We start from the raw sequence: 26249 nt of genomic DNA, 5'->3' as shown, positions 1-26249 counted from the left end.
CGCTATCGAAGCGCTCAGGCGTAGCTGTGCTGGCCCGAGACGAACAGGTTGATGACGTAGTAGCTGATGATGAACGTCACGAACCCGGCGAGCGCGAGGTACGAGGCGCGGCGTCCCTTCCACCCGGCCGTGACTCGCGCGTGCAGGTAGCCGGCGTAGACGACCCAGGTGATGAGCGCCCACACCTCCTTGGGGTCCCAGCCCCAGTAGCGGCCCCACGCGTAGTGCGCCCAGATCGGGCCGGAGATCAGCGCGCCGAAGGTCCACAGCGGGAAGCCGACCGCGTTGACGCGGAAGGCCAGCTGGTCGATCCGGGCGGCGACGGGGAATCTCGCGAGCACGGGGCCGACGGTGCCGTTGCGCTCGGCCCGCTCCTTGACCAGGTACAGCGCGGCCGCGGCGGCGCCGACCATGAACATCGCCGCGGCGACCATGATCGAGGTGACGTGGATGTACTTCCAGAACGTGTTGAGCGCCGGCACGAGCGGGCCCGCGGGCGTGTAGCTCGACAGCGACAGGCCCAGCACGAACAGGCTCACGCCGAGCACGAGCGCGCCCATCCACTGGATGCGCGAGCGCCACACCATCACGAGGTAGACGGTGAGCGCGATCGCGGTGCCCGTGACCCCGAACTCGTACATGTTGCCGTACGGGGCGCGCTGGGTCGCGAGGCCGCGGGTCACCGAGCCGCCGATCAGCAGCAGCGTGCCCAGGGCGGTGAGGGAGACGCCCACGCCGACGAGGCGGTCGGGCGCGCTCGCCTCGTCCTGCGCGGGCTCGGCGACGGCCACGGCGCCGGCCGGCACCTCCACGGGCGCCTGACGGCGGGCCGTGACGAGCTCGGCGACGTGGCAGACGAACGCGGCGCACAGCACCGCGAAGCCGCCACCGACGAGATAGTTCGAGATCTGCGCCAGCTGGTCCGTGCTCATGGACGCTCCCTGCTTTCCGTGCTGTCATCCAGTCCCGCGTGGAGCCGCGAGAGGAACTCGTCGAGGTCGGCGGGCAGGTCGTCGCGCGGGACGCGGTCCAGAGCGGCGACCTCCACCACGGTACGCGATCCGTCCCGGCGGGCCCGGATCCAGGTGCGCCGCGGGCGCACCATGAGCGAGAGGGTCAGGCCGAGGATGCCGATGCCCACGCCGAGCAGCGGCAGCCAGACCACCGGGGTGTGGCCGATCTGGAACCGCGCGAACTGGCGCAGCTCGACGAACTCGATCGTGCCGCCGCCGGGCAGCGCCTGCTTCTCCCCCGGCCCCAGGTCGACGCGGAAGTTGCCGTCGCCGTCCTTGACCTGCGTCATCTTCGAGGTGTCGAGCGAGTAGACCGACTGCGCGACGCCGTCGTTGACGCCGAGGTCGCCGGTCCACAGGTTCATGCCGATGCGCGGGTTGAGCGCGCCCGGGAACACCGAGACCGACGGCTTGGCGGGGTCCTGCGAGAACGCGGTGGGCAGGAAGAAGCCCTGGAAGCCCAACTGCTCGCCGTCGGCGTCGGGCACCTTGACGACGCCCGTGGAGGTGTAGGTCGAGTCGGCCGGCAGGAACGGCACGGGGCTGTCGAAGACGACGTCGCCGGACGCGTCCGTCACGCGGATGACCGGCGCGTAGCCCTGGCCGACGAGGAACACGTCCTCGCCGCCGACGGACAGCGGATGGTTGACCTCGATCTCGAAGTCGTCCTCGCCGTCGGCCCCGGCCTGGCGGTACGTGCCGGTGGCGCGGAACAGCTTCGGAGCGCCGCGCTGGGAGCCCTCGACGTAGAAGCGGGTCAGCACGTCGTCGAGCTGGATCGACCACGGCGCCAGGTCGCTCTCGGCGTCGAACAGCGAGCCCGAGGAGAACTCGTCGTACTGCGAGAGCGTATTGCTGAACCCCTCGCCCTCGATCACGACGACGTTGCCGCGGTAGCCCCACAGCGCTCCGACGGCCACGCCGATCAGCGCGATGACGATGCACACGTGGAAGACGAGGTTGCCCAGCTCGCGCAGGTAGCCCTTCTCGGACCGCAACTCGGCGCCGTCGCCGTCCTCGACGACGTCGATCCGGGCGCGGCCCAGCGCGCGGCGGCCCGCGGCCATGACGTCCGCGACCGGGGCGTCGGTCTCGAACTGCGCCGAGGCCGGCAGCCGCGAGAAGTTGCGCGGCGCCCGCGGGGGCCGGGCCCGCAGCGCCTGCGCGTAGACCTTGGTGCGAGGCAGGATGCAGCCCACCAGCGAGACCATCAGCAGCAGGTAGATCGCACTGAACCACACTGACGAGAAGACGCTGAACATGCCCAGCTTCTCCATGACGGGCGCCAGGTCCGGGTGGTCGCGGTAGTACGCCTGCACCGCGGTCGCGTCGACGCCGCGCTGCGGGATGAACGAGCCCGGGACGGCCGCGACGGCCAGCAGCAGCAACAGCAGCAGCGCCGTCCGCATCGACGTCAGCTGGCGCCAGGCCCAGCGCAGGAACTCGACGGCGTTCAGCTCCGAGGCGCGCTCGGTGGACTGGCGGGGGCTCACAGCGGTACCTCGAATCCGACGATCCAGTGCTGCAACGAGATGATCAGGTCCTGCCACCAGCCGGTGACGAGGAGGACGCCCGTGGCGGCCAGCAGCAGGCCCCCGACGGCGGCGACGGCGCGCTGGTGACGGCGCACCCAGCCGGTCAGGCGCAGGAAGCGGCTCACGAACAGGGCGGCCAGGACGAACGGCAGGCCGAGCCCGATGCAGTACACGAGCGTCAGCAGCGCGCCACGTCCCGCGGTCGCCTCGTTGGCCGAGAGCGCCAGGACGGCGGTGAGTGTGGGGCCGATGCACGGCGTCCAGCCGACGCCGAACACGACGCCGAGCAGCGGCGAGGCGAGCAGGCCGACGCTGCGCACGCCGTGGGCGCGGACGTCGCGCTGCAGCACCGGCACCCAGCCGACGAAAGCCAGGCCCATGACGATCAGCAGGACGCCCGCGACGATCGAAATCTCGCGCTGGTACGGCAGCAGCTCCTGGCCGACCGCGCCGAACAGCGCTCCCCCGGCCACGAAGACGGCGCTGAAGCCCAGCACGAACAGCAGCGCGCCGGCCACGATGCGGCGACGGCGGGCCGTCTGCAGCTCGGTCACCGCGACGCCCGACATGTACGACAGGTAGCCCGGCAGCAGCGGCACGACACAGGGGCTGAAGAAGGAGACGAGGCCGGCGAGCAGCGCGACGGGCACCGTGAGGACGAGGTTGCCCGACGTCGCCGTGTCGAGGAACCAGTCGGTGACGCCGCGATCGATCACCGCGTGCTCTTCTTGGTCTGCTCCACGAGGCCGCTCAGGGTCGCCTCGGTCAGCTCGCCCATGACGCGCGCGGCGACATCGCCGTTGGCGTCGATGACCCACGTGGTGGGGATCGCCATCGAGGGCAGCGAGTCCGCGAACGCGGCCTGGTTGCGCCCGGCGGCGTCGTCGATGCTCGGGTAGTCGATGTCGAACTTGGCGTTGAACGCCTTGGCGCTGGCGGGGTCGTCCTTCGTCAGCAGGCCCAGGAACTGCACGTTCTGGTCGGCCAGGTCCGCCGAGGCCTTCGCCAGGGCGGGCGCCTCCTTGCGGCACGGCGCGCACCACGAGCCCCACAGATTCACGACCAGCACCTTGCCCGCGAAGTCCTTCGTGGTGATCTCGTTGCCGTCGAGGTCCGTGCCGGACAGCTCGGGCGCGGGATCACGCTTGCCCGGGTCGATGAACGTGATCTCGCCGTTGCCCGAGATGAAGCCGTCGTCGCCGGTGTCCTCGACAGCGCCTGCGCACGCCGAGAGCAGCAGTGACAGCAGCGCGACGACCGTCAGTCGCGCCGCCGTGGCCGCCCTCATGCCCCGCCGACGAACTTGCCGCGCAGGACGTCCGGCACCAGGTGACCGGCCGGCTCGCTGTAGACCAGGCCGGTGAAGCGGTCGTCCTCGAACGTCAGCGTCGTCAGGCTGGCGAGGTTGCACTGGCGGTTGCGCGGGTCGTGCGCGAAGCGCCCCTTCTCGTAGGACTTGCGCGCGATCCACACCGGCAGCTGGTGCGAGACGATGACCGCCTCGTGACCGCGCGCGGCCTCGCGGGCGTCGTCGATCGCGGGCAGCATGCGGCCGGCGATGTGCGCGTACGCCTCACCCCACGAGGGGCGGAACGGATTCCACAGCCACGGCCAGAAGCGCGGGTTGAGGAACGCCTTGGGCCGGACGCCCACGGTGCGGCCCTCGAACTTGTTGCCGGCCTCGATGACGCGCTCGTCGGTGTGGATCGGCAGCTTCAGGATGTCCGAGAGCGGCTTCGCGGTCTGCTGCGCGCGCTCGAGCGGCGACGCCACGAGGTGCGTGATGTCGTGGTGCTTGAGCGACTCGGCGACCGTGGCGGCCATCTCGTTGCCCAGCTCCGACAGGTTGTAGCCGGCGAGCCGTCCGTACAGGACCCCCGTGGGGTTGTGGACCTCGCCGTGGCGCATCAGGTGGACGATCGTGCGGGTGCTCATCTGCGTTCCTTCGTGTCTCAGCGGGCCGCTGCCGCAGCCGCCCGGGCCGCGCCGGGCAGGGCCTCGGCCAGTCTAGAGAGTGGGGCGGAGTCGAGGTCGGGGTCGTGCGCCGCCGACAGGAACCACGTCTCGTACGCGCTCGGCGGCAGGTAGACGCCCGCCTCGAGCATCGCGTGGAAGAACGCGGTGTAGGCGGCCGTGTCCTGGGCCTGCGCGCCGGCGAAGTCGGTGACCGGCTCGGTGACGCCCCAGAAGACGCTGAACATCGTGCCGGCCGACTGCAGGACGTGCGGGACGCCGGCGTGCGTCAGCGCCTCGGTCACCAGGTCCTGGACCTGCACCGAGGTCGCCATGAGGCGGTCGTAGACGTCCTGCGTGGCCAGGCGCAGCGTCGTCAGGCCGGCGGTGGAGGCGACGGGATTGCCCGAGAGGGTGCCCGCCTGGTAGACGGGGCCGACCGGCGCGAGCAGGTCCATCACGTCGGCGCGGCCACCGAAGGCCGCGGCTGGGAAGCCGCCGCCCATGACCTTGCCGAACGTCACGAGGTCGGGACGCCAGTCCTCGACGCGGCCGTCGAGCTCCCAGTGGCCGCTGCGCGCGGCGCGGAAGCCCGTCATGACCTCGTCGGTGATGAAGAGGGCGCCGTGCTCGGCGCACGTCCGGGCGAGGTGCGCGTTGAAGCCGGGCGCCGGCGGGACCAGGCCCATGTTGCCGGCTGCCGCCTCGGTGATGACGCATGCGATCTGGTCGCCGAACTCGGCGAACGCGGCGTCCACGGCGGCCGGGTCGTTGTACGGCAGCACGATCGTGTCGGCCGTGACGTGGGCCGGGACGCCGGGCGTGCCCGGGATGCCCAGCGTGACGACGCCCGAGCCGGCCTCGGCCAGCAGCGCGTCGACGTGGCCGTGATAGCAGCCGCTGAACTTCACGATGCGGTCGCGGCCGGTGAAGCCGCGGGCCAGGCGGATGGCCGACATCGTGGCCTCGGTGCCCGACGAGACCATGCGCACGCGCTCGACCGGCGCGCGGCCGACGATCTCCTCGGCCAGCAGCACCTCGGGCTCGGCGGGCGTGCCGAAGCTGGTGCCGCGGGCGGCGGCGGCCGTGACGGCCTCGATGACCTCGGGGTGGGCGTGGCCCAGCAGCATCGGGCCCCACGACCCGACCAGGTCGACGTAGCGGTTCCCGTCGGCGTCGGTCAGCCAGGCGCCCTCGCCCGAGGCCATGAACCGCGGCGTCCCGCCGACGGCGCGGAACGCGCGCACGGGCGAGTTCACCCCGCCGGGCGAGACCTGCTGCGCCCGCGCGAACAGCTCCTCGGATGCCTTCGTGCTCATGCGTGCTCCTCTCGTGTGGGCTCGCCTCCCGCTGAGTTTCACGTTCCGCCCGTGACACGCCGTCACCGGCCGGCGGAACGTGCAACTCAGCGGGTCAGGCGGCGGGCGACCTCGGCCGCCCAGTAGGTCAGGACGATGTCGGCACCGGCGCGCCGGATGCTGACGAGCGACTCGTCGATCGCGCGGTCGCGGTCGATCCAGCCGTTCGCCGCGGCGGCCTCGACCATCGCGTACTCGCCCGAGACCTGGTAGGCCGCGAGTGGCAGGTCGACGGCGGCGCGCACGTCGGCGATGACGTCGAGGTAGGACATGGCCGGCTTGACCATGACGATGTCGGCGCCCTGCTCGACGTCGAGCATGACCTCGCGCAGCGACTCGCGGCGGTTGGCCGGGTCCTGCTGGTACGTGCGGCGGTCGCCCTGCAGCGACGAGTCGACGGCCTCGCGGAACGGGCCGTAGAACGCCGAGGCGTACTTCGCAGCGTAGGCGAGCACGACGACGTCGGCGTGACCCGCCTCGTCGAGCGCCTCGCGGATGACGTCGACCTGGCCGTCCATCATGCCGCTGGGCGCGACGACGTGGGCGCCGGCGTCGGCCTGCGCCACGCCCATCCGCGCGTAGATCTCGAGCGTCGCGTCGTTGTCGACCGCGCCGCGCTCGTCGAGCACGCCGCAGTGGCCGTGGTCGGTGAACTCGTCCAGGCACAGGTCGCTCATGACGAGCAGGTCGTCACCGACCTCGGCGCGGGCGTCGCGGATCGCGACGTTGAGGATGCCGTCGGGGTCGAGCGCGCCCGAGCCCGTCGCGTCCTTGTGCTGCGGGACGCCGAACAGCATGACGCCGCCGAGCCCGAGCTCGACGGCCTCGGCGTACGCGCGCCGGGCGGTCTCGCGGGTGTGCTGGACGACGCCGGGCATGCTCGCGATCGGCTTGGGCTCGTCGATGCCCTCCGCCACGAACATCGGCAGCACCAGCTGCGACGGCTCGAGGTGGGTCTCGCGGACGAGCCGGCGCATGGCCGCTGACGACCGCAGCCGGCGGGGACGCTCGATCATGCTTGCCTCCTGGGGGCGAAGTTTCCCCGGTTAAGCGGGGAAACTGTCACTTCACGAGGTTCGCGAACCACGCTCAGTGACAGAGAACCCACTTAACCGGGGAATCCGACAGACCGGACTCAGGCCTTGCGGCGCGAGGACGGCTTCTTCTGCGACGGGCGCAGGACGGGCTCGCCGGCCTCGATGAACGTGGCGCGACGCTGCTCGCCGAAGCGCGCCAGCGCGTCGGCCAGCTCCTCGGCCGACGGCTTCTCGGCCATGACGTCGACCCGCAGGCCGTGCTCCTCGGCCGTCTTGGCCGTGGCCGGGCCGATGCAGGCGATGACGGTGGTCGCGTGCGGCTTGCCTGCGATGCCGACGAGGTTGCGCACCGTCGAGCTCGAGGTGAACAGGACCGCGTCGAACTTGCCCGTCTTGATCGCCTCGCGGGTCGGCGCCGGCGGCGGGGCCGCCCGGACGGTGCGGTAGGCGGTGACGTCGTCGACCTCCCAGCCGAGCTCGACCAGGCCGGCCGCGAGAGTCTCGGTCGCGATGTCGGCGCGCGGCAGGAAGACCCGGTTGATCGGGTCGAGCAGCTCGTCGTACGGCGGCCAGTCCTCGACCAGGCCCGCGCCGGACTGCTCGCCCGAGGGGATCAGGTCGGGGCGGATGCCCCACGTCTCGATCGCCTGGGCGGTCTTCTCGCCGACCGCGGCGATCTTGAGGCCGCTGAAGGCGCGCGCGTCGAGGCCGTACTCCTCGAACTTCTCGCGGACGGCCTTGACGGCGTTGACGCTGGTGAACGCGACCCACTCGTAGCGGCCCTCGACGAGGCCGCGGACGGCCTTGTCCATCTGCTGCGGGTTGCGCGGCGGCTCGACCGAGATGGTCGGGACCTCCTCGGACACCGCGCCGTACATGCGCAGGCGCGCCGCGAGCGACTCGGACTGCTCCTTCGTGCGGGGCACGAGGACGCGCCAGCCGTAGAGCGGCTTGGTCTCGAACCACGACAGGACGTCACGCTGCTCGACGACCTCGCCGACCACGACGATCGCCGGGGGCGTCATCTGCGCGGCGGCGGCGTCGGCCGCGATGCTCGCGAGCGTGGAGACGACCGTCTCCTGGCGCGTGGTGGTGCCCAGGCGGGTCATCGCGACGGGCGTCTCGGGCGAGCGGCCGGCCGCGACCAGGCCGTCGGCGACCTCGCCGATGCGCGCGACGGCCGAGAGCAGGACGAGCGTCTCGTGACGGGCGGCCTCGGTCCAGTCGATCGTCGCGTCGCCGACGCTGACGACCTTGAACTCGCGGTGCTGCTTGTCGGTCAGCGGCACGCCTGCGTAGGCCGGGACGGCCGAGACCGACGAGACGCCGGGGACGACCTCGAACGAGATGCCGGCCTTGGCGCAGGCCATGGCCTCCTCGGGGCCCGTGGCGTACGTGAACGGGTCGCCGACCATGAGGCGGACGACGTGCGCGCCGTTCTTGGCGTGCTTGACGACCAGCTTGCCGCGGGCGGCGTGCGTGAGGGTCTCTCCGGCGGCGTTCGTGCCGCCGTCGACCACCTCGGCGCCGTTCGTGACGAGGGCCTGCTGCTCGGGCGTCTCGACGATCACGACATCGGCCTGCGCGAGCAGCTCGGTGGCGCGGACCGTGAGCAGGCTGGCGTCGCCGGGGCCGGCGCCGACGAAGCTGACCCGGCCGGGAGCCGAGGCCGGTGCCGCGCCGACGGGGGTGGTGGAGGTGGGCATCGCTGAGGTGGTGGACACGCTCTTCCTTGCTTTCATCTGGTGCAGGGTCTCGTGGGAATCGGTCGTCACGGTGCGGTCACCGATCCCATGATCCGATCGGCGCCGTCGGCCAGCAGCTCCTCGGCGAGCCGGCGCCCGAGGGCGGCGGCGTCACCGGGTGCTCCGGAGGCGGATCGTCTGATGGTGGGCGCGCCGGAGGGGTCTCCGACGACAGCGCGCAGCCACAGCTCGTCTCCGTCGTCCCCCCAGACGACGTCGGCGAGGGCTCCGACGGGCGCGCTGCACCCGGCCTCGAGGGTGGCGAGGAGGGTGCGCTCGGCCGTGACGGCGGCCCGGGTGTCGGGATCGTCGAGCACGGAGAGCAGTCGAGCGGTCGCGTCGTCGTCGGCGCGGCACTCGCAGGCGAGGGCTCCCTGGCCGGGAGCGGGAAGCATCTGGAGGGGATCGAGGACCTCGGAGGCCTCGTCGGCACGGCCCAGGCGCAGCAGGCCGGCGCGCGCGAGCACGATCGCGTCGAGCTCGCCGCCGGTGACCTTGCCGATCCGGGTGTCGACGTTGCCGCGCAGGTCGGCGATCTCGATGCCCAGGCCGAGCGCGTTCAGCTGGCTCACGCGACGCGGGCTGCCGGTGCCGACGCGGGCGCCGCGCGGCAGCTCGCCGAGCGTGAGGCCGTCGCGCGCGATGAGCACGTCACGGGGGTCCTCACGCGGCGGGACCGCGGCGAGGCTCAGCCCGTCGGCCGGGGTGGTGGGCAGGTCCTTGAGCGAGTGGACGGCGATGTCCACCTGGCCCGCGAGCAGCGCCTCACGGACGGCCGCGACGAACACGCCCGTGCCGCCGATCTGGGCGAGCGGGGCGGCGGAGCGGTCGCCGTACGTGCTGATCTCGACGAGCTCGAAGTCGATGCCGTGCGCCTGGCGCAGCTGCTCGCCGACCCACGTGGACTGCGTCGTGGCCAGCGCGCTCGCGCGGGTCCCGATGCGGATCATGCGTCACCTCCGGGGCGGGTCACGGCCGCGACGGCGGCGGGGTCGAGCTGGAACAGGTGGGCCAGCGCGTCGGCGTACGTGAGGTTCTCGGGGCCCTCGATGAGCTCCTTGACGCGCACGGTCGGCTGGTGGATGAGCTTCTCGGCGACGCGGCGCAGCGCGCGCCGGACCTCGTCGAGCTGGGCCTCGTCGAGGCCGGACAGCCGCGACTCCAGCCGCGCGGTCTCGGCGCTGACGACCTCGGTGGCCATGCTGCGCAGCGCCACGACCGTGGGCGTGACCTTGGCCTGCTGCCGCGCGGCCAGGAACGTGCCGACCTCGGACTCGACGATGTGGCGGACCATCTCGACGTCCTCGGCGACCGAGTCCTCGGCCGCCTGGGACGCGAGCACCTCGATGTCGACGACGGTGACGTTCGGCAGGTTCCGCACGTCGTGCGCCACGTCGCGCGGCAGGGCCATGTCGATGACGGTCAGCGGCCGGCCGTCGGCGGTGGCGCGGACGACGCGCTCGGTGTCGAAGACGACCCCCGCGGCGCCCGTGCACGTGATGAGCACGTCGGCGGCGGCCAGCTCGACGTCGAGCGACTCCCAGCGCACGGCGCTGACGCCGAACCCGGCGACCAGCTCGAACGCGCGCTGGAACGTGCGGTTCGCGACCCAGATGCGGCCCGGGTCGACGCCGCGCTCGATGAGGGTGCGGACTGCGAGCAGGCTCATCGTGCCGGCGCCGGCGACGAGGAAGCGCGTCGCGGGCTCGACGATCACGTCGCCCGCCGCGTCGAGGGCGGCGGTGACGATCGAGGGCGCGAGCTGGTCGATGTCGGTCTCGGCGTGGCCGCGCTTGCCGATGCGCAGCGCCTGCTGGAACAGGGCGTTGAGGCTCGTGCCGACCGTGGACTCGGCCTGGCCGCGGTGCAGCGCGTCACGCACCTGGCCGAGGATCTGGCTCTCGCCCAGGATCATCGAGTCCAGGCCGGCGGCGACGCGGAACAGGTGGGCGACGGCGGCCTCGTCGTAGTGCACGTAGACGTGCGGCAGCAGCACCTCGCGGCGCACGCCGGAGCGGTCGGCCAGCAGCTGGGCGACGTCCTCGACGGCTCCGTGGAACCGGTCGGACTCGACGTAGACCTCGACGCGGTTGCACGTCGAGATGACGGCCGACTCGCTGATGGCCTCCACGTCGAGGGCCTGGTGCGACAGCTTGACCGCCGCATCGGTGTCGAGGGAGACCTGCTCCAGCAGGTCGACGGGAGCGGACTTGTGGGACAGCCCGACGACGAGAACGCTCACGACAGCACCTCCGTCCTGTGACGAGGGCGGCAGGTGCAGGCGGTGATACCGCTCATGAGCCGACCACCGCCTCGTCCTCGGTGGTGGTGCCGGCCTGGCGCCGGTGGGCGTGGTAGCCGAGGATCTGCAGCTCGGCGGCGACGTCGACCTGGCGCAGGTCGACCTCGGCGGGGACCTTGAGCGCGGTCGGCGCGAAGTTGAGGATGCTGGCGATGCCGGCCGCGACGAGGGCGTCGGCGACGCTCTGCGCGGCGGCGGGCGGGGTGGCGATGATGCCCAGCGAGACCTGGCCGTCGGCGACGACCTCGGCGAGGCGGTCGATCGACTGGACCTCGTAGCCGCCGACGACGGTGCCGATCAGCGCGGGGTCGGCGTCGACGAGGGCGGCGACGGTGACGCCGCGGGCGCCGAAGCCCTGGTACGCGGCCAGCGCGGAGCCCAGGTGGCCGGCGCCGACGATGACGACGTGCCACGGCTGCGTCTGGCCGACGACGGCGGCGATGTGCCCCGCGAGGAAGCGCACGTCGTACCCGACGCCACGCGTGCCGTAGGAGCCCAGGTGCGACAGGTCCTTGCGGACGATCGCGGAGTTGACGCCGGCCGCGGCGGCCAGGTGCTCCGACGAGCAGACCCCGGTGCCCTGCTCCGCGAGCTCGTCCAGAGCACGCAGGTAGAGCGGGAGCCGAGCCACGGTGGCGTCGGGGATCCCAGCCGGGTTGCGAAGAATGGTCACGGTGCTCCTGCGCCGCGGAATGACGGGAATTTTTCGCCGTGGCGCCCCGCCAGTCTAGGAGTTTGGGAACCCGTTCACAAAATCGAGCGCTCAGCCCCGCGTGAGCGCCGCGCGCAGCCGGGCGGGGTCCACGCGCCAGAAGTCGTGCTGGCGGCCGTCGACGAACGTGACCGGCACCTGGTCCGTGAACGCCTGCTTCAGCTCGGGCTCCGCGTCGATGTCGACGCGTACCCAGTCGTCGCCGGTCTCGGCCACGACCTGCGCGACGAGCTGCTCGGCCGCCTCGCACAGGTGACAGCCGTCACGCGAGTAGACGACGACGCGGGCGTCGTTCGCGTGGGCGGTCACGACAGCTCCGCCTTCGCCAAGGCGCGCAGGCGGCCCTTGGCGACCTTGCCCGTGGGCGAGTGCGGCAGTGCCGCGACCACGAGGATGCGCGACGGCACCTTGAACCGGGCGAGCCGCTCGGTGGCGAGGGCGCGCACGCCCTCCTCGAGGCCGGACGGCTCCGCCTCGGGGTCCTCGGGCACGACGAAGGCCACGACGGCCTCGCCCGTGTGGTCGTCGGGGACGCCGATCACCGCGACCGAGGCGACGCCGGGCGCGTCCGCCACGGCCTCCTCGACCTCGGACGGGTAGACGTTGAAGCCCGAGACGATGACGGTCTCGCGCAGCCGGTCGACGAGGGTCAGGTTGCCATGCTCGTCCCACAGGCCGATGTCGCCGGTGGCCCACCAGCCCTCGTCGTCGGGGCCGTCGGCGCCGTCGGGCCAGTAGCCCGAGAACAGGTTGGCGCCGCGCACCCAGATCTGCGCGGGGTCGCCGGGCGCGGCCGGCTGGCCGAGCAGGTCGCGCAGCTCGATCTCGACGCCGGGCAGCGGGCGCCCCACCGAGCCGGGCGGCGGCAGCTCGCCGGGCGCGCGGCCGTCGCCGATCGTGGTGGTGAGCACGGGGGCGGTCTCGGTCAGGCCGTAGCCCTGCTCGACCGGGCGGCCCGACCGCTCGTGGAAGCGCTGCGCGAGCTCAGGATCCAGGGCCGAGGCGCCCGACACGATCAGGCGCACCCCGGAGAGCGACTCGCGCAGCCCGTCCAGGCCCGCCCAGGCCGCGATGACCGGCGGCGCGACGGGCAGGTTCGTGATGCCGCGCGTGGCGATCTCGGTCAGCAGGGCCGCCGGGTCGAACTCCTCGACCAGGACGACCGTGGCGCCGACGCGCACCGAGAGCGACAGGACGCAGTTGAGCCCGTAGACGTGGAACATCGGCAGCAGGCCCAGCACGACGTCGTCGGGCGTGATGACCGGCGGCGCGTCGACCTGCTGCAGCTGGTCGAGGTCGGCGATGAGCGCGCGGTGCGTCAGCACGACGCCGCGGGGCAGGCCCGTGGCACCGGAGGTGAACAGGACCACGGCCGGCGACTCGGGGTCCCGCGGCGCGACCGGAGCGCCCTCGACGGCGTGCTCGAGCAGGGCGCCGAACCGCAGCTCGCCCTCCTCGGGCGCGGCGCGGTGCACCACGATGAGCGACTCGCCCGTGTAGGCGGCGCGGACCTGCGTGATGGACTGCGCGTCGCCGACGACGATCTTGGGGCCGCAGGCCTCGACCATGCGCGAGATCTCGCGCGGGGTCGCCCGCGGGTTGATGGGCACGGCCACCATGCCGCCGCGCAGGACGCCGTAGTAGGCGACGGCCAGGTCGATGCCGTTCGCCATCACGAGGGCGACGCGCTGGCCGGCGAGGACCCCGCGACTCAGCAGGGTCTGGGCGACGCGGTCCGCCCACTGGTCGAACTCGGCCCACGTGACCTGCCGTTCGGTGCGCGGCTCGACGAGCGCGACACCCTCGGGGTCGCGGAGCGCGATCGTGCGCAGATCGTCACTGACGTTGACGGCCATGGGGCCGAGTCAACCACACGGCCGGGACGCGTTCCGCCGATACAGTGAGGCCATGTCGCCGCATCCGCACGCCGACCGGCCGCACAACCTCCAGGCGCGCTCGATCCTCGCGGGCCAGGCGGCGGCCGCGGCCGCCGAGGTGGAGCAGGCGCTGACGGTGCCACCGGACCCGACGGCGGCGGCCTTCTTCGACGTCGACAACACGATCATGCAGGGCGCGTCGATCTTCCTGCTGGCGCGCGGCCTGCACCGGCGCAAGTTCTTCTCCACGCGCGACATCGCGCGGGCGGCCTGGCAGCAGGCGTGGTTCAAGTACGTCGGCGTCGAGGACCCCGACCACATCGAGCAGGCGCGCGCGGCCGCGCTGCAGTTCATCGCCGGTCACGAGGTCAGCGAGCTCGAGGAGATCGGCGAGGAGGTCTTCGACGAGTACATGGCCGAACGGATCTGGCCCGGCACCCGCGCCATCGCCCAGTGGCATCTCGACCGCGGGCAGCGCGTGTGGCTCATGACGGCCGCGCCCGTCGAGATCGCGCGGGTCATCGCGCGGCGCCTGGGGCTGACCGGCGCGCTCGGCACGGTGGCCGAGCACGTCGACGGCGTCTACACGGGTCGCCTCGTCGGCGACATGCTGCACGGCGAGGCGAAGGCCTTGGCGGTGAGGGCCCTCGCGGAGTCCGAGGGGCTCGACCTCGAGCGCTGCCACGCCTACTCGGACTCCTCGAACGACATCCCGATGCTGTCGCTCGTCGGCCATCCGTGCGCGATCAACCCCGATGGCGCCCTGCGCTCGCACGCGAAGGCCCACGGCTGGCTGATCCGCGACTACCGCACGGGCCGCAAGGTCGCCTGGGCCGGCGCCCGCACGGCTGCCGTCGGCGCCGCGGCGGGCACCGCGTGGTGGCTCGGCCACCGCCTCCGGCGCCGACGCTAGTCCTGCCGGGGCGGGCGCCGTCGCTCGGGAAGGACGCCGAGGTGGTCGTAGTCCTCGTCCGTCAGGGCGGGCAAGGGATCGTGCTCGCCGGGCGCCAGCGCCGGCAGCAGCATCGCGACGTAGCGACGGCGCACGGTCGGCGACGAGATCGGCGAGTTGAGTCCCAGCACGATCGTCCGCAGCAGCCAGTAGATGTCGACCGGCTCGAGGTCGGCGCGCAGGACGCCGTCCTCCTGGCCGCGGCGCAGCAGCTCGACGAACGGCTCGGCGAGGTCGTCGAGCGCCTCGTCCGTCACGTGGCTGAGGCCGACCTCGCCGAGCACGGGCGTGTACCGGCTGATGACCTCGACGAAGCGGGCCGCGACCTCGAGCAGTTCCGCGTCCTCGGCGCGGGCGCGCTCGACGAGCGGCAGCAGCTCCTCGGCGAAGATCAGCCGGAACGCCGCGCTCTCGAGCGCCGCCCGGTTCGGGAAGTGGCGGTAGACCGTGGCCACGCCGACGCCCGCGCGCGCGGCGATCTCCTCCATGGAGGGTGCCGGGTGGTCGCTCCAGAGCTCGCGCACCGCGGCGAGGATGCGCTCGGCGTTCTCGCGGGACTCCCGACGACGTGACACACATCCCCCTCTCCTCGTCTGGTCTCGTTTCACGGCCCATCCTACGATGTGAGAGTCACCTATCACTTCGTGAGGAACGCCTGTGTCCACTCTTCTCTACCGCTGGGGCAAGTCGGCCTTCGCCCACCCGTTCCGCTTCCTGGGCGTGTGGCTCGTGCTGCTCGTCGTCATCATCGGCTCGATCGTCGCGAACGCCCCGAAGCTCAGCAGTGAGGTGACCATCAACGGCGTCCCGGCGCAGAACGTGCTGGAGCAGCTCGAGGACGAGCTGCCCGCCGCCGCCGGCGGCGCGGGACAGATCGTCTACCGCGCCCCCGAGGGCGCCTCGTTCTTCGACGACCGCCTGGCCGGGCCGCTCGCGCAGTCGATGCAGGCGATCTACGAGGACCGCGAGGTGGTCAACCCCGCCGAGCTCGCCGGCTCCCAGCAGGACCGGGCCGCCGCGCAGCAGCAGGCCGCGGCGCAGGTCAAAGCCGCCGAGCAGGCGAAGGCCGCCGTCCGGGCCGGCCGCGAGCTCGACCAGCCCGTCCCGCTCGTCGTGCAGGGCCAGCTCGTCCCCGGTGTGGTGATCTCGCCCGACGGCTCGGTCGCCATGGCGCAGTTCCAGTTCACGAAGCAGACGATCGACCTGCCCGCGGGCGCGATCGAGGAGGTCCTCGATGCGGCGGAGGAGCCGCTGCAGGGCGCCGACATCGAGGTGCTGCCGGGTGCGTCCCTGCAGGAGCTGCCCGAGGTCGCCGGCGCCGGCGAGGTCATCGGACTCGTGGTCGCCGCGATCGTCCTGTTCCTCGTCCTCGGCTCCGTCGTCGCCGCCGGCCTGCCGCTCGTGACCGCGCTGCTCGGCGTCGGTGTCGGCGTCGGTGGCGCCTACGCACTGGGCCACTTCTACGACCTCGGCTCCATGAGCGTCGTGCTGGGCCTCATGCTCGGCCTGGCCGTCGGCATCGACTACGCGCTGTTCATCGTCAACCGCCAGCGCCGCCTCATCATGCGCGAGCGGCTCAGCGCCCACGAGGCCACCGGCCGCGCCGTGGGCACCGCCGGCAGCGCCGTGTTCTTCGCCGGCACGACCGTCGTGATCGCGCTCGCCGCGCTGACCGTCATCGGCATCAGCCTGCTCACGACGATGGCGATCATCGCCGCCGCGACCGTCGCCGTGGCGGTGGCCGTGGCCCTCACGGCGCTGCCCGCGCTGCTCGGCCTCGTCGGCGAGCGCATCGTCTCGGACAAGGCCCGCGCCAGGTTCCAGGAGCGCGAGTCCCGTGGCGTCGACCACCGGACCGCACGGTCGTGGGCCACCTTCCTGGCCAAGAACCGCTTCGTCGCCGCCGGCGTCGTGGTCGTCGCGACGCTCGTCCTGGCGATCCCCGCCCTCGACATGCGACTCGGCCTGCCGTCCAGCGAGAACTACAACTCCGGCACGGACCAGCGCGAGAGCTACGAGACCGTGAGCAACGCCTTCGGCGAGGGCCTCAACGGCCCGCTGCTCGTGGTGCTGTCCTCGAGCTCGGACCAGCCGGTCGACCAGCGGGCCGCGGGCGCGATCGTCGCCCAGCTCGGCGAGGTCGACCACGTCGCCTCCGCGACGGCCTCGGGCATGAGCGAGGACGGCCGCACCGTGCTGGTCTCGGTCATCCCGCAGGACGGCCCGACCGACCCGTCCACCGAGACGCTCGTGCACGACCTGCGCGACCTGTCGGACGAGTTCGCCGAGCAGCACTCGGTGGACCTGGGCGTGACCGGCCAGACTGCCATGGGCATCGACATCGCCCAGAAGATGAGCGACGTCATGCCGATCTACCTGGGCATCGTCGTGGTCCTGTCGCTCATCGTCCTGACGGTCGTGTTCCGCTCGATCGTCGTGCCGCTCAAGGCCACGGCGGGCTTCCTGCTGACGATCCTGGCCACGCTCGGCGCCACCACCGCCGTGTTCCAGTGGGGCTGGCTGAACGGCCTGTTCGGCCTGGACTCCACCGGCCCGGTCATGGCCCTGCTGCCGATCCTGGTCACCGGCATCGCCTACGGCCTCGCGATGGACTACCAGGTGTTCCTGGTGTCGTCGATGCGCGAGTCGTGGGTGCACGGTCACAGCGGCCGCGAGTCGGTGATCGACGGCTTCACGCACTCCAGCCGGGTGGTCGTCGCGGCTGCCGTCATCATGACCGCGGTCTTCGCGGGCTTCATCTTCAACGGCGACCCGATGATCAAGCAGATCGGGTTCGCGCTGGCCATCGCGATCGCGATCGACGCGTTCCTGGTCCGCATGACCCTCGTGCCGGCCCTGATGGCGATGTTCGGCGACCGCGCGTGGCGCCTGCCGGCGTGGCTCGATCGCCTCCTGCCCGACCTCGACATCGAGGGCGACCAGCTGCTCAAGCGCCTCGGGGCGAAGGACTGAGCCATCCCGGACGACGCGGCCCGCTCCCCCGTGGAGCGGGCCGCGTTCTCGTCTGCTCCGAGAAAAGTCCGGCGGACGTGTAACGCCGAGGGTCTGCTGTGACATGAGTGAGGTGTCAGCAGTCCATGACTGCCCACGAACGAGGAGATTCACATGACGAACAAGGCTCGCATCGGCGCCTTCGCCGCCGGCGTCGCGCTCGCCCTCGGCCCGCTGGCCGCCCCGGCGCACGCCGACCGCCCGAACACGGAGCCCTGCGCCACGCAGACGGCGCAGGTGGAGCGCGCCGAGGCCCAGCTCGCGAAGGTGAACAGCGTGTTCGCCAAGCAGCAGACCAAGGTCAAGAAGGCGACCAAGAAGGTGCGCCAGGCCGACACGGCCGCCGAGAAGCGCGCTGCGAAGAAGCAGCTGAAGGCCGCCAAGCAGCGCCGCGCCGAGGTCCAGAAGACGAAGAAGGCGCAGCTGCAGCGGGTGGCCAAGGCCAAGCAGCGTCTCGAGAAGTGCCTCGCCGACCAGGCTCAGCAGAGCTGACCTGACGCGACGCACCACTCGGTTCCCCGTACCGAGTACTGGGTCGGTCCGCCACCCCCCGGCGGGCCGGCCCTTCCTCGTCAGACGCCGGGAGCCGGTCCCGACACCTGTCCCAGGGGCGCTGGCGAGGATGACGCGCGGGAGAGTCGCCGCAGACCGCGGTGACGCGCCACGCGCAGCGCCACGGGCGTCACCCCGAGGACCTCGGCGGCGGTCTGGACATCCATGCCCAGCCCGTCGACGAGCCCGACGGCCGCCCGCTCGCGAGGCGAGAGCGTCGCGAGCATCGTGCGCACCCAGTCCTGGTGGGCCACGTGGGAGCCGTGGTCGGGCACGGTGCCCACCAGGTCACTGACGTCGTCGGGCCGCGTGTTCCGGCGCTGCGCCGTCCGCCGCGAGGTCGCACTGAGCCGGCGCGCGATCCCGAACAGCCAGCCGCCGAAGTCCGCGGCGGACCCCGTGAAGTCGGCGATCTTCGACGCCGCCACGAACCACGCCTCGCTCGCCACGTCCTCCGCCGAGGCGACGGTGTCGCCCGTGGGGCGCATCTGCAGCCACGCCACGAGCCGGCCGGCGTGGAGGCGGTAGAGCTCGCGCCAGGCCTCGGCGTCGCCCGCCTTGGCGCGCGTCACCAGCGCGTCGTCACTCATCGGCGCCCGCCGACTCGTCGTCCGCCGCCCGCCCCCGCTCGCCGCGCCGCTCGTCGCCCTGGCCCGGATTCGATCCCGAGCCCGCGTCGTCGGGACGTCCGGTGCGCCGTTCCTCGTCACGACCCCGGTCGCCGTCCTTCGCCGAGGGGTCGCCCGGCTTCTCCTTGGACGCGCCGGAGCCCTTCTTCTTCTCCTTCGCGCGGTCGCGGCCCTGCTCGCCCGGGTCGTCGGGGCGGCCCGGCGCGGTGGGCCGCACGCGCGGCTGGACCTCGTCCGCCGCGGCGGTCGGCGCGACGCCCTGCGGGTCGGCGGAGCCGCCGTCCCGCTCCACGGGCGCATCGTCGGCGTCCGCGGTGCCACCCGCCCCGGACTGCGGCTCGAGGCCACCCGGCGGGACCGGCTCCCTCGGCTCGACGACCGGCGAGCGCAGCGGCGAGTCCGGCAGGCCCGGGACCTCGATCGCACCCACGGCCCACGCCCCGCCCACGGACACGGCACCCAGCCCCAGGAACGCCGCGACGGCGAACGCGATGCGCTGGCGCAGGCGCGAGGCGGGCGCGGTGGGCCGGCTGGCGCGCGCGGCCGACGCGAGCCGCTGGACGAGGTCGTCCGACGGCTCGAGGACGGGCACCTGGAGGCGCAGGTCGTGCACGGGACCGCGACCGGCGTCAGAGGAAGGGATTGCCACGTTCGACCAGGAGGTTGTAGAGCGTCTGCTGGATCGTCTCGCGGACCTGGTCGGTCACGTTGAACAGCAGCATCGGGTCGTCGGCCGCCTCGGGCGGGTACGCGTCGGTCCGGATCGGCTCGCCGAACTCGATGATCCACTTGCTCGGCAGCGGGATCAGGCCGAGCGGCCCGAACAGTGGGAAGAACGGCGTGATCGGGATGTACGGCAGGCCGAGCAGGCGCGCGAGCGACGGGATGTTGCCGATGAGCGGGTAGATCTCCTCGGCACCCACGATCGAGACCGGGATGATCGGCACCTGGGCGCGCATCGCCGACGAGACGAAGCCCCCGCGACCGAACCGCTGCAGCTTGTAGCGCTCGCTGAACGGCTTGCCGACGCCCTTGAAGCCCTCGGGCCACACGGCCGCGAGCTCGCCGGAGGTCAGCAGCCGCTCGGCGTCCTCGGCGCATGCCAGCGTGGCGCCCATCTTGCGCGCGATCTGGCCGACGTAGGGCAGCCGGAACACCAGGTCGGCCCCGAGCGGGCGGATCGCGCGGCCGGCGTGCTTGCGCACGGCGTAGCCCGTGATCAGGCCGTCGACCGGCACCGTGCCGGAGTGGTTGGCCACGAGCAGGGCGCCACCGTCGGCGGGGATGTTCTCGATGCCGCGCACCTGCAGGCGGAACCAGCTCTCGGCGAGCGGCTCGACGAGCAGCGACAGCAGGTCGAGCACCTCGGGGTCGAGGCCGAACTCGTCGACCTCGTAGTCGCCCGAGAGGCGCCGGCGCAGGCTGCTGACGATCTCGACGACCTTGACCTGCCAGTCGTGGCCGAGCAGGCGCCGCGCGCCCTCGGCGAACGCCGTGGCGACGTCCTCGGGATCGATGTCGGCCGTGGCCTCCTCGGGCGGCTCCTGCGGCGGCGGCTGCTCGTCCTCGGGGACGGCGTGCAGGTGACGCGGACGCTCCCCCGCCGCCTCGTCGGCGCGCGGCGCGGCGCCCACCTTGGCGCCCGGGGGCGTCGGCGTGGTGCGCGTAGCCGTCGCCTCCTCCGCCTCCACGGCGGCCTTCTTCGCGTCCGCCTTGCGCTTGGCCGTGGACTGCTTGTTCGGCCCCGCGAGCGAGCGCGCGGCGCGCGACGGCGAGGTCGAGCGGTTGCCACGACCGGCGGGACCGGACGTGCCGATGCCCTTGAGGTCGTCCTTCATCGTGTGACCCCTAGGACGCGCAACAGGCCGGGACGCTGCGTCTCGGCGTACCACTCGAACGTCTCGCGCGTCGTGTGCCGCGGCGCGTACCCGAAGATCTCGCGCAGCGCGGACGTGTCGAGCACGCGGCCGTACGTCAGCAGGCGGTGCAGGCCCGGCGAGATGTCGGTGCCCATGTAGTGCGCGGCCCGGGCCAGGACCGGGCCGAAGCCCAGCGGCGCGAGCGGCAGGGTGGGCTTGCCCAGGATGCGCGCGGCCTGGCTGAGCATGAGGACGCCCTCGCCGGCGACGTTGAACGTGCCGGGCAGGTCCTGCGTCGCGGCGCGCGCGATCACCTCGAGCGCGTCCTGCGGGTGGAGCAGCTGCAGGCGCGCGTCGAAGCCCATGGGGACGGGCAGCACCGGATTGGAGAAGTACGTGCCCAAGGCGGTGGAGAAGTGCGGCGACAGCCACTGCGCCATGCGCAGGGTGGTCACGCACACGTCGGGGCGACGGCGGGCGAAGCCGCGCGTGTACCCCTCGACCTCGACGATGTCCTTGGAGAACCCGGTCTTGGTACCGCCACGCGCGGTCGCCGACTCGGTGAACACCGCCGGGTCGCGGGGCGATGCGCCGTACACCGCGGCGCTGCTGGCCACGACGACACGGCTGACACGATCGGAGCGCTGGCACGCGGCCAGCACCTGCATCGTGCCGATGACGTTGATCTCCTTGGTCGCGCTGCCGGCCCCGCGAGAGCGCATCGGCGCGAGGTCCATGTGGACCACCGTGTCGACGTCCTCGACAGCGAGAACCTTGGAGATGACCGGCGTGCGGATGTCCGCACGCACGAACTTGACGGGCCCGAGATCTTCCGTGGGGAGAGTCGTGTCGACTGCGACGACCCTGACGTCCCCGGCTTCAGCGATGCGCCGCGCGGCCAGTGCCACGCCGGGCGTGGCCGCGCCGGTGACCAGGACGACCTCGGACATCCGTCACTTGCCCAGACGGCGCCGCTGCACTCGCGTGCGCTTGAGCATCTTGCGGTGCTTCTTCTTCGACATCCGCTTACGGCGCTTCTTGATGACAGAACCCACGACTCACCTCGATCTGGACTTCACACAGGACAGACCAACAGTAGGCGATCGCACCCACCCTGCGCACACGCGGTGGCACACCGAAGGGCGCCGGCACCCGACGCGGTCCGCCCCCGCGGACCGCGCGGGTGTCAGCCCACCTGGTAGTACGACTTGGTGAGCAGCTCCTGCACCGCGTGCTCGGGCACACGGAAGGAGCGGCCGACGCGCACGGCCTCGAGCTCGCCGCTGTGCACCAGGCGGTACACCGTCATCTTCGAGACACGGATCTGGTCCGCGACCTCGGCCACGGTCATGAATCGAGTTCCCTCGGACATCTCCACACCATCCTCCCAGGGCACGCGCGCTCTCCGGCTTCCCCACCGGAGAGTGAGCGCGCGTGCTTGAAGAAAGCGTAGTGGCAGATGAGTTCCGTGTGAACGGGAATTTTGAAACTCCAAGTTATTCCTCGGATCACAGTACAGATCCTCGGCCTTGTGTACCACCCGCGTACCGGGAAACGGGCTGGATTCCCCGTCAGTACGTGGGATCGAGGCCGTTCAGCGGAAAAGTCTCGGTCCGCGTCGCCTGGATGGACCGATCCAGCCACGAGGCGGGGTCGTAGCCGTCCTCCCAGCGCCGGTAGACCGCGCGGCGGCCGTCCGTCATGCGCGTCGGGGCCGGCTGGCCGCGCAGCTGCTCGACCGCGTGGCGCCACGCCTCGGGGGTCTCGGTCTCGGGCGGCAGGGGGTTGTCGTTGACGATCGACAGCAGGTGGGCCCAGGCGCGCGGCACCACGTCGACCACCGCGTAGCCGCCTCCGCCGGTGGCGATCCACTTGCCCTGCGTGATCTCGTCGGCGAGGTCGCGCACCGCGAGGTACGAGGCGCGCTGACCGTCGACGCTGAGCATGAGGTTGGTCAGCGGGTCGTCCATGTGCGAGTCGCAGCCGTGCTGGCTGACGATGATCTCGGGTCCGAACTCGCGCACGATCGGCGGGACGACCGCGTGGAACGCGCGCAGCCAGCCCGCGTCCGACGTGCCGGGCGGCAGCGGGACGTTGACCGCGGAGCCCTCGGCCCCCTCCGCGCCGACCTCGGTGGAGTAGCCGGTGCCGGGGAACAGGGTCTGCGGCGACTCGTGCAGCGAGATCGTCAGCACCCGCGGGTCGTGGTAGAAGATCGCCTGCACGCCGTCGCCGTGATGGGCGTCGACGTCGATGTAGACGATCTTGCGCGCGCCGTGGTCGAGCAGCCACTGGATGCCCATCGCCACGTCGTTGTACACGCAGAAGCCGCTGGCACGTCCGGGCATCGCGTGGTGCAGGCCGCCGCTGACGTTGATCGCGCGGCGCCGCTCCCCCGTCCAGACCAGGCGCGCGGCCTCGACGCTGGCGCCGGCGATGAGGGAGCTCGCCTCGTGCATGCCCTCGAAGACCGGGTTGTCCTCGGTGCCGAGGCCGTGCTTGGGGTCGCTGTGGGTGGGGTGCTTGCTGAGGTTGACGACCCGCTCGACGTAGTCGGGGGTGTGGACGCTCAGCAGCTGCGCCTCGGTCGCGGGCGTCGCGCCGACGACGTCGAGCTCCTCGAGGACGCCCAGCTCCGACGCCAGCGACATCGTGAGCTTGACACGCACGGGGGCCATCGGGTGGGACGGCCCGAAGTCGTAGTCGGTGAGGCGCTCGTCGAACACCACCGCCGCGCGATCGTCCATGCCGTCAGCCTAGTTCCGCGGAGCGGGCGATCGCGGCGAGAACGCCGGCACGGATGCCGTCGCCCACGCCGTGCTCGTCGAAGGTCGTGATGGCCGCGTGGGTCGTGCCGTTCGGCGAGGTCACGCGGCGGCGCAGCTCCTCGGGCGTCTCGCCGGAGCCGGCCAGCAGCTCGGACGCGCCGACGAGGGTCTGCACGGTCAGGGTGCGCGCCGACTCGGGGTCGAGGCCGCCCTCGACACCCGCGGCGATCATGTGCTCGGCCAGGTGGAAGAGGTAGGCAGGGCCGGAGCCCGACACGGCCGTCACGGCGTCCTGGCGGGACTCGTCGACGACGACGACGGCGCCGCCGGTGGCGAGCAGCTCGACGACCGAGTCCAGCCGGTCCTGCGGGACGCGACTGCCGGGCGAGACGCCGAACATCCCCCGCCCGATCACGGCGGGCGTGTTGGGCATGGCGCGGACGACCGCGACGTCCTCGGGCAGCGCCGCCTCGATCGTGGCGGTGCGCACGCCGGCCGCGAGCGAGACGACCGTGGCGCCGGAGTCGATCGCGGCCCCGAGCGGGGTCAGCACGGCGGGGACGTCCTGCGGCTTGACGACGAGCAGGACCACGTCCGCGCCGGCGACCGCGGCGATGTCGTCGGAGGTCTCGTGCCCCTGCTGCTCGAGCTCGGCCCGGCGCTCGGGGCTGCGCTCGATCACCACGATGTCGTCGTGGCCCGCACCGGACATCGCCGTCACGAGGGTGCCACCCATCACGCCACCACCGACGACCGCGATCCTCATGGGGTCGAGCGTAGTCCCCACGTGACCCGCGCCACGGGGACCCTGCCCGGCGCCTCCCGCCACAGGCCTATCGTGGCCCGGTGCGCATCGACCCGTTCATCGTGATGATCCTCGGCCTGGCCGGCCTGGGCATCGTCCTGCCGGCCCAGGGAACGGCCCTCGAGGTCGTCTCGGTGCTGGTCCAGGCGGGCATCGTGGCGCTGTTCTTCCTCTACGGCGCGCGGCTGTCGACGGGCGAGGTCGTGCACGGCCTGACGGCGTGGCGCACGCACCTGGTGATCGTCGCGGCGACGTTCGTGCTGTTCCCGCTGCTCGGCCTGACGCTCGTGCCGCTCGCGCCCGGCGTGGTGTCGGAGCAGCTGCTCTCGGCGCTGCTGTTCGTGTGCGTCGTGCCGTCCACGGTCCAGTCCGCGGTGGCGTTCACCTCGATCGCCGGCGGCGACCGCGCCATCGCCGTCGTGGCCGCCTCGCTGTCGAGCCTCCTGGGCGTGCTGCTGACGCCGCTGCTCGTGAAGCTCATGCTGGGCGCGAACGCCCAGATCGACGCGAACGCCGTCCTGCGCATCGTGGGCCTGCTGCTCGTCCCGTTCCTCGCGGGGCAGCTGGCGCGGCGCTGGCTGCGCCCGTGGCTCGAGGGACACGAGAAGGGCCTGCGCCGGTTCGACCGCTCGACCGTCCTGCTCGTCGTCTACGCGGGCTTCAGCCGGGGCACCAACGCGGACGTGTGGCAGGAGCTGGACTGGACCGACGCCGTCGTCGTGGCGGCCGTCTGCGCCGGCCTGCTGGCGGTCGCGTCGCTCGTGTGCTGGGCGGCGGGGCGGCCGTTCGGCCGGGGCGCGCAGGTGGCGATCTACTTCTGCGGCACGAACAAGTCGCTCGCGGCGGGGCTGCCGATGGCCAGCGTGCTGTTCTCGGCGACGGCGTTCCCGCTCATGATCCTGCCGCTCATGCTCTACCACCAGCTGCAGCTCATCGTCGGCTCGCTCGTGGCCTCCAGACTGTCGGACGACGGTCGTAGCGTGACCCCATGACTGCCACCCCAGCGATGATCACGTGCGACACGACCGACGCCCTGGCGCTCGCCACCTGGTGGGCCGAGCAGACCGGCGGCACCATCACCGAGGAGAACGACGGCTGGTTCGTCATCGTCGCGGTCCCCGGCTCGCCCCACCTCGCCTTCCAGAAGGTCCAGGACCCGACGCCCGGCAAGAACCGGCTGCACCTCGACGTGGTCACCGACGACCTCGACGCCGAGGTCGCGCGGCTGCGGGCGGCCGGCGCGGGCCTCGTGGCCGAGCGCGGCGACGAGAGCTTCCGCTGGGTCACCCTCACCGATCCCGCCGGCAACGAGTTCTGCGTCGCGCCCCGCTCCTGACGGTCAGACCGGCGCGGACGCCAGGTGCAGCCGCGCGAAGGCGAGCGCCTCGAGCAGGTCAGCGTCGCGGTCCTCGGCCTTGCGGGTGTTGACCTCGACCACCACGTGGCCGGTGAAGCCGCGCTGGGCCAGCCGCTCGAGCAGCCGGTCGCAGCCCTGCGTGCCGCGGCCGGGGATGAGGTGCTCGTCCTTCATCGAGCCCGAGCCGTCGGCCAGGTGGATGTGCGCCAGCCGGTCCCCCAGCTGGTCGATGAGGTCGAGCGAGTCGATGCGCGACGTCGCCGAGTGCGAGAAGTCGACCGTCACGTTGAGGTAGTCGAACGGCACCGGGTCCCAGCCCGGCGCGTAGGCCTGGAACTCGCGCTTGCCCGAGCGCCACGGGTACATGTTCTCGACGGCGAACGCGACGTCGTACTCGTCCTCGAGGCGGGCGATGCCCTCGACGAAGCCGCGCGCGTACTCGCGCTGCCACCGGAACGGCGGGTGGACCACCACGGTGTCCGCGCCGACGTCGAGCGCCATCTCGGCGCTGCGGTGCAGCTTGCCCCACGGGTCCGTGCCCCACACGCGCTGCGTCACCAGCAGACAGGGCGCGTGGATCGACACCACGGGGATGTCGTGCGAACTGGCCAGCGCCTTGATCGCGGTGGTGTCGGCGCTGACGTCGTCGAGGCCGACCATGACCTCGACCCCGTCGTAGCCGAGCCGCGCGGCGGTCGCGAAGCCGGCCGCCGTGCCCTCGGGATAGACCGACGAGGTCGACAGCGAGACCATCGGCAGACCGGTGGACATGCTCACGCCTCC

28 protein-coding genes are annotated in these 26249 nt (G+C 72.3%); 5 read left to right on the top strand and 23 right to left on the bottom strand.

The genetic code is table 11. From position 1 onward, the window contains the following. Positions 1–14: 14 nt before the first annotated feature. From ccsB to AB3M81_RS01630, 13 genes are all read right to left on the bottom strand, one after another. Positions 15–932: a c-type cytochrome biogenesis protein CcsB gene (gene ccsB / locus AB3M81_RS01690; protein WP_412902177.1), complete on the bottom strand. Its 918-nt coding sequence runs from the start codon at positions 930–932 to the stop codon at positions 15–17. Then, complete coding sequence (gene resB / locus AB3M81_RS01685) at positions 929–2506, bottom strand: cytochrome c biogenesis protein ResB (protein ID WP_412902176.1); 1578 nt, start codon at positions 2504–2506, stop codon at positions 929–931. Before resB ends, ccsB begins: the two co-directional genes overlap by 4 nt. Then, complete coding sequence (locus AB3M81_RS01680) at positions 2503–3264, bottom strand: cytochrome c biogenesis CcdA family protein (RefSeq protein WP_412902175.1); 762 nt, start codon at positions 3262–3264, stop codon at positions 2503–2505. The genes resB and AB3M81_RS01680 overlap by 4 nt, the downstream gene beginning before the upstream one ends. Next, entirely contained in the window at positions 3261–3836 is a 576-nt protein-coding gene (locus AB3M81_RS01675; protein WP_412902174.1) for a TlpA family protein disulfide reductase, read from the bottom strand. The genes AB3M81_RS01680 and AB3M81_RS01675 overlap by 4 nt, the downstream gene beginning before the upstream one ends. Then, on the bottom strand, positions 3833–4483 hold the full coding sequence (locus tag AB3M81_RS01670; RefSeq protein WP_412902173.1) for a histidine phosphatase family protein: 651 nt from the start codon (positions 4481–4483) through the stop codon (positions 3833–3835). Before AB3M81_RS01670 ends, AB3M81_RS01675 begins: the two co-directional genes overlap by 4 nt. Positions 4484–4500: 17 nt before the next feature. Beyond that, the gene (gene hemL, locus AB3M81_RS01665) at positions 4501–5820 is read right to left on the bottom strand and encodes a glutamate-1-semialdehyde 2,1-aminomutase (protein WP_412902172.1); all 1320 of its coding nucleotides are present in this window, start codon (positions 5818–5820) and stop codon (positions 4501–4503) included. Positions 5821–5906: 86 nt separating this feature from the next. Beyond that, complete coding sequence (gene hemB, locus AB3M81_RS01660; protein WP_412902171.1) at positions 5907–6875, bottom strand: porphobilinogen synthase; 969 nt, start codon at positions 6873–6875, stop codon at positions 5907–5909. A gap of 119 nt (positions 6876–6994) precedes the next feature. Continuing rightward, the gene (locus AB3M81_RS01655; protein WP_412902554.1) at positions 6995–8602 is read right to left on the bottom strand and encodes a bifunctional uroporphyrinogen-III C-methyltransferase/uroporphyrinogen-III synthase; all 1608 of its coding nucleotides are present in this window, start codon (positions 8600–8602) and stop codon (positions 6995–6997) included. A gap of 65 nt (positions 8603–8667) precedes the next feature. Then, positions 8668–9591: a hydroxymethylbilane synthase gene (gene hemC, locus AB3M81_RS01650; protein WP_412902170.1), complete on the bottom strand. Its 924-nt coding sequence runs from the start codon at positions 9589–9591 to the stop codon at positions 8668–8670. Beyond that, positions 9588–10883 carry a glutamyl-tRNA reductase gene (locus AB3M81_RS01645; protein WP_412902169.1) on the bottom strand — a complete coding sequence of 432 codons (1296 nt, stop codon included), beginning with the start codon at positions 10881–10883 and terminating at the stop codon, positions 9588–9590. Before AB3M81_RS01645 ends, hemC begins: the two co-directional genes overlap by 4 nt. 52 nt (positions 10884–10935) lie before the next feature. After that, the gene (locus tag AB3M81_RS01640) at positions 10936–11616 is read right to left on the bottom strand and encodes a redox-sensing transcriptional repressor Rex (protein ID WP_412902168.1); all 681 of its coding nucleotides are present in this window, start codon (positions 11614–11616) and stop codon (positions 10936–10938) included. A 90-nt stretch (positions 11617–11706) separates the two neighbouring features. Beyond that, complete coding sequence (locus tag AB3M81_RS01635) at positions 11707–11964, bottom strand: glutaredoxin family protein (protein ID WP_412902167.1); 258 nt, start codon at positions 11962–11964, stop codon at positions 11707–11709. Next, the gene (locus AB3M81_RS01630; RefSeq protein ID WP_412902166.1) at positions 11961–13511 is read right to left on the bottom strand and encodes a class I adenylate-forming enzyme family protein; all 1551 of its coding nucleotides are present in this window, start codon (positions 13509–13511) and stop codon (positions 11961–11963) included. Before AB3M81_RS01630 ends, AB3M81_RS01635 begins: the two co-directional genes overlap by 4 nt. Positions 13512–13563: 52 nt before the next feature. Between AB3M81_RS01630 and AB3M81_RS01625 the strand changes: the two genes are divergently transcribed. Continuing rightward, on the top strand, positions 13564–14445 hold the full coding sequence (locus AB3M81_RS01625; RefSeq protein WP_412902165.1) for an HAD family hydrolase: 882 nt from the start codon (positions 13564–13566) through the stop codon (positions 14443–14445). Here the strand turns inward: AB3M81_RS01625 and AB3M81_RS01620 are convergent. Further along, positions 14442–15059, bottom strand: a complete 618-nt coding sequence (locus AB3M81_RS01620; protein WP_412902164.1) for a TetR/AcrR family transcriptional regulator — start codon at positions 15057–15059, stop codon at positions 14442–14444. The genes AB3M81_RS01625 and AB3M81_RS01620 overlap by 4 nt on opposite strands. An 82-nt stretch (positions 15060–15141) precedes the next feature. Between AB3M81_RS01620 and AB3M81_RS01615 the strand changes: the two genes are divergently transcribed. Both AB3M81_RS01615 and AB3M81_RS01610 read left to right on the top strand, forming a co-directional pair. Beyond that, the gene (locus AB3M81_RS01615; protein ID WP_412902163.1) at positions 15142–17457 is read left to right on the top strand and encodes an MMPL family transporter; all 2316 of its coding nucleotides are present in this window, start codon (positions 15142–15144) and stop codon (positions 17455–17457) included. A 153-nt stretch (positions 17458–17610) separates the two neighbouring features. Beyond that, positions 17611–17988 (top strand): hypothetical protein, encoded by a 378-nt coding sequence (locus AB3M81_RS01610; protein ID WP_412902162.1) that lies wholly within the window; start codon positions 17611–17613, stop codon positions 17986–17988. A gap of 80 nt (positions 17989–18068) precedes the next feature. Here the strand turns inward: AB3M81_RS01610 and AB3M81_RS01605 are convergent, their stop codons facing one another. The 8 genes from AB3M81_RS01605 to proC form a co-directional block, all read right to left on the bottom strand. Further along, positions 18069–18638 carry an RNA polymerase sigma factor gene (locus AB3M81_RS01605; RefSeq protein WP_412902161.1) on the bottom strand — a complete coding sequence of 190 codons (570 nt, stop codon included), beginning with the start codon at positions 18636–18638 and terminating at the stop codon, positions 18069–18071. Beyond that, on the bottom strand, positions 18631–19290 hold the full coding sequence (locus AB3M81_RS01600) for a hypothetical protein (protein ID WP_412902160.1): 660 nt from the start codon (positions 19288–19290) through the stop codon (positions 18631–18633). The genes AB3M81_RS01605 and AB3M81_RS01600 overlap by 8 nt, the downstream gene beginning before the upstream one ends. A gap of 16 nt (positions 19291–19306) precedes the next feature. Then, a complete protein-coding gene (locus AB3M81_RS01595; protein ID WP_412902159.1) occupies positions 19307–20515 on the bottom strand; it encodes a lysophospholipid acyltransferase family protein in 1209 nt (402 codons plus the stop codon). Beyond that, entirely contained in the window at positions 20512–21486 is a 975-nt protein-coding gene (locus AB3M81_RS01590; protein WP_412902158.1) for an NAD-dependent epimerase/dehydratase family protein, read from the bottom strand. Before AB3M81_RS01590 ends, AB3M81_RS01595 begins: the two co-directional genes overlap by 4 nt. Positions 21487–21489: 3 nt before the next feature. After that, on the bottom strand, positions 21490–21591 hold the full coding sequence (locus AB3M81_RS01585; protein WP_019143756.1) for a 30S ribosomal protein bS22: 102 nt from the start codon (positions 21589–21591) through the stop codon (positions 21490–21492). A gap of 131 nt (positions 21592–21722) precedes the next feature. After that, positions 21723–21908 carry a helix-turn-helix domain-containing protein gene (locus tag AB3M81_RS01580; protein WP_412902157.1) on the bottom strand — a complete coding sequence of 62 codons (186 nt, stop codon included), beginning with the start codon at positions 21906–21908 and terminating at the stop codon, positions 21723–21725. A 199-nt stretch (positions 21909–22107) separates the two neighbouring features. Next, positions 22108–23283: an acetoin utilization protein AcuC gene (locus AB3M81_RS01575; protein WP_412902156.1), complete on the bottom strand. Its 1176-nt coding sequence runs from the start codon at positions 23281–23283 to the stop codon at positions 22108–22110. Positions 23284–23287: 4 nt separating this feature from the next. Beyond that, the gene (gene proC / locus AB3M81_RS01570; protein WP_412902155.1) at positions 23288–24070 is read right to left on the bottom strand and encodes a pyrroline-5-carboxylate reductase; all 783 of its coding nucleotides are present in this window, start codon (positions 24068–24070) and stop codon (positions 23288–23290) included. An 80-nt stretch (positions 24071–24150) separates the two neighbouring features. Here proC and AB3M81_RS01565 point away from each other — a divergent pair, with 80 nt between their 5' ends. Both AB3M81_RS01565 and AB3M81_RS01560 read left to right on the top strand, forming a co-directional pair. Beyond that, positions 24151–25101 (top strand): bile acid:sodium symporter family protein, encoded by a 951-nt coding sequence (locus tag AB3M81_RS01565; protein WP_412902154.1) that lies wholly within the window; start codon positions 24151–24153, stop codon positions 25099–25101. Continuing rightward, on the top strand, positions 25098–25445 hold the full coding sequence (locus AB3M81_RS01560) for a VOC family protein (protein ID WP_412902153.1): 348 nt from the start codon (positions 25098–25100) through the stop codon (positions 25443–25445). Before AB3M81_RS01565 ends, AB3M81_RS01560 begins: the two co-directional genes overlap by 4 nt. 3 nt (positions 25446–25448) lie before the next feature. On the opposite strand, the gene AB3M81_RS01555 is transcribed toward AB3M81_RS01560, so the two are convergent. Continuing rightward, a complete protein-coding gene (locus AB3M81_RS01555) occupies positions 25449–26237 on the bottom strand; it encodes a sugar phosphate isomerase/epimerase family protein (protein WP_412902553.1) in 789 nt (262 codons plus the stop codon). Positions 26238–26249 lie beyond the last annotated feature (12 nt).

Origin of the sequence: Aeromicrobium jepli (assembly GCF_047246605.1) — a bacterium.
GTDB lineage: Bacteria > Actinomycetota > Actinomycetes > Propionibacteriales > Nocardioidaceae > Aeromicrobium.
This window is presented reverse-complemented; position numbering and strand designations above follow the sequence as displayed.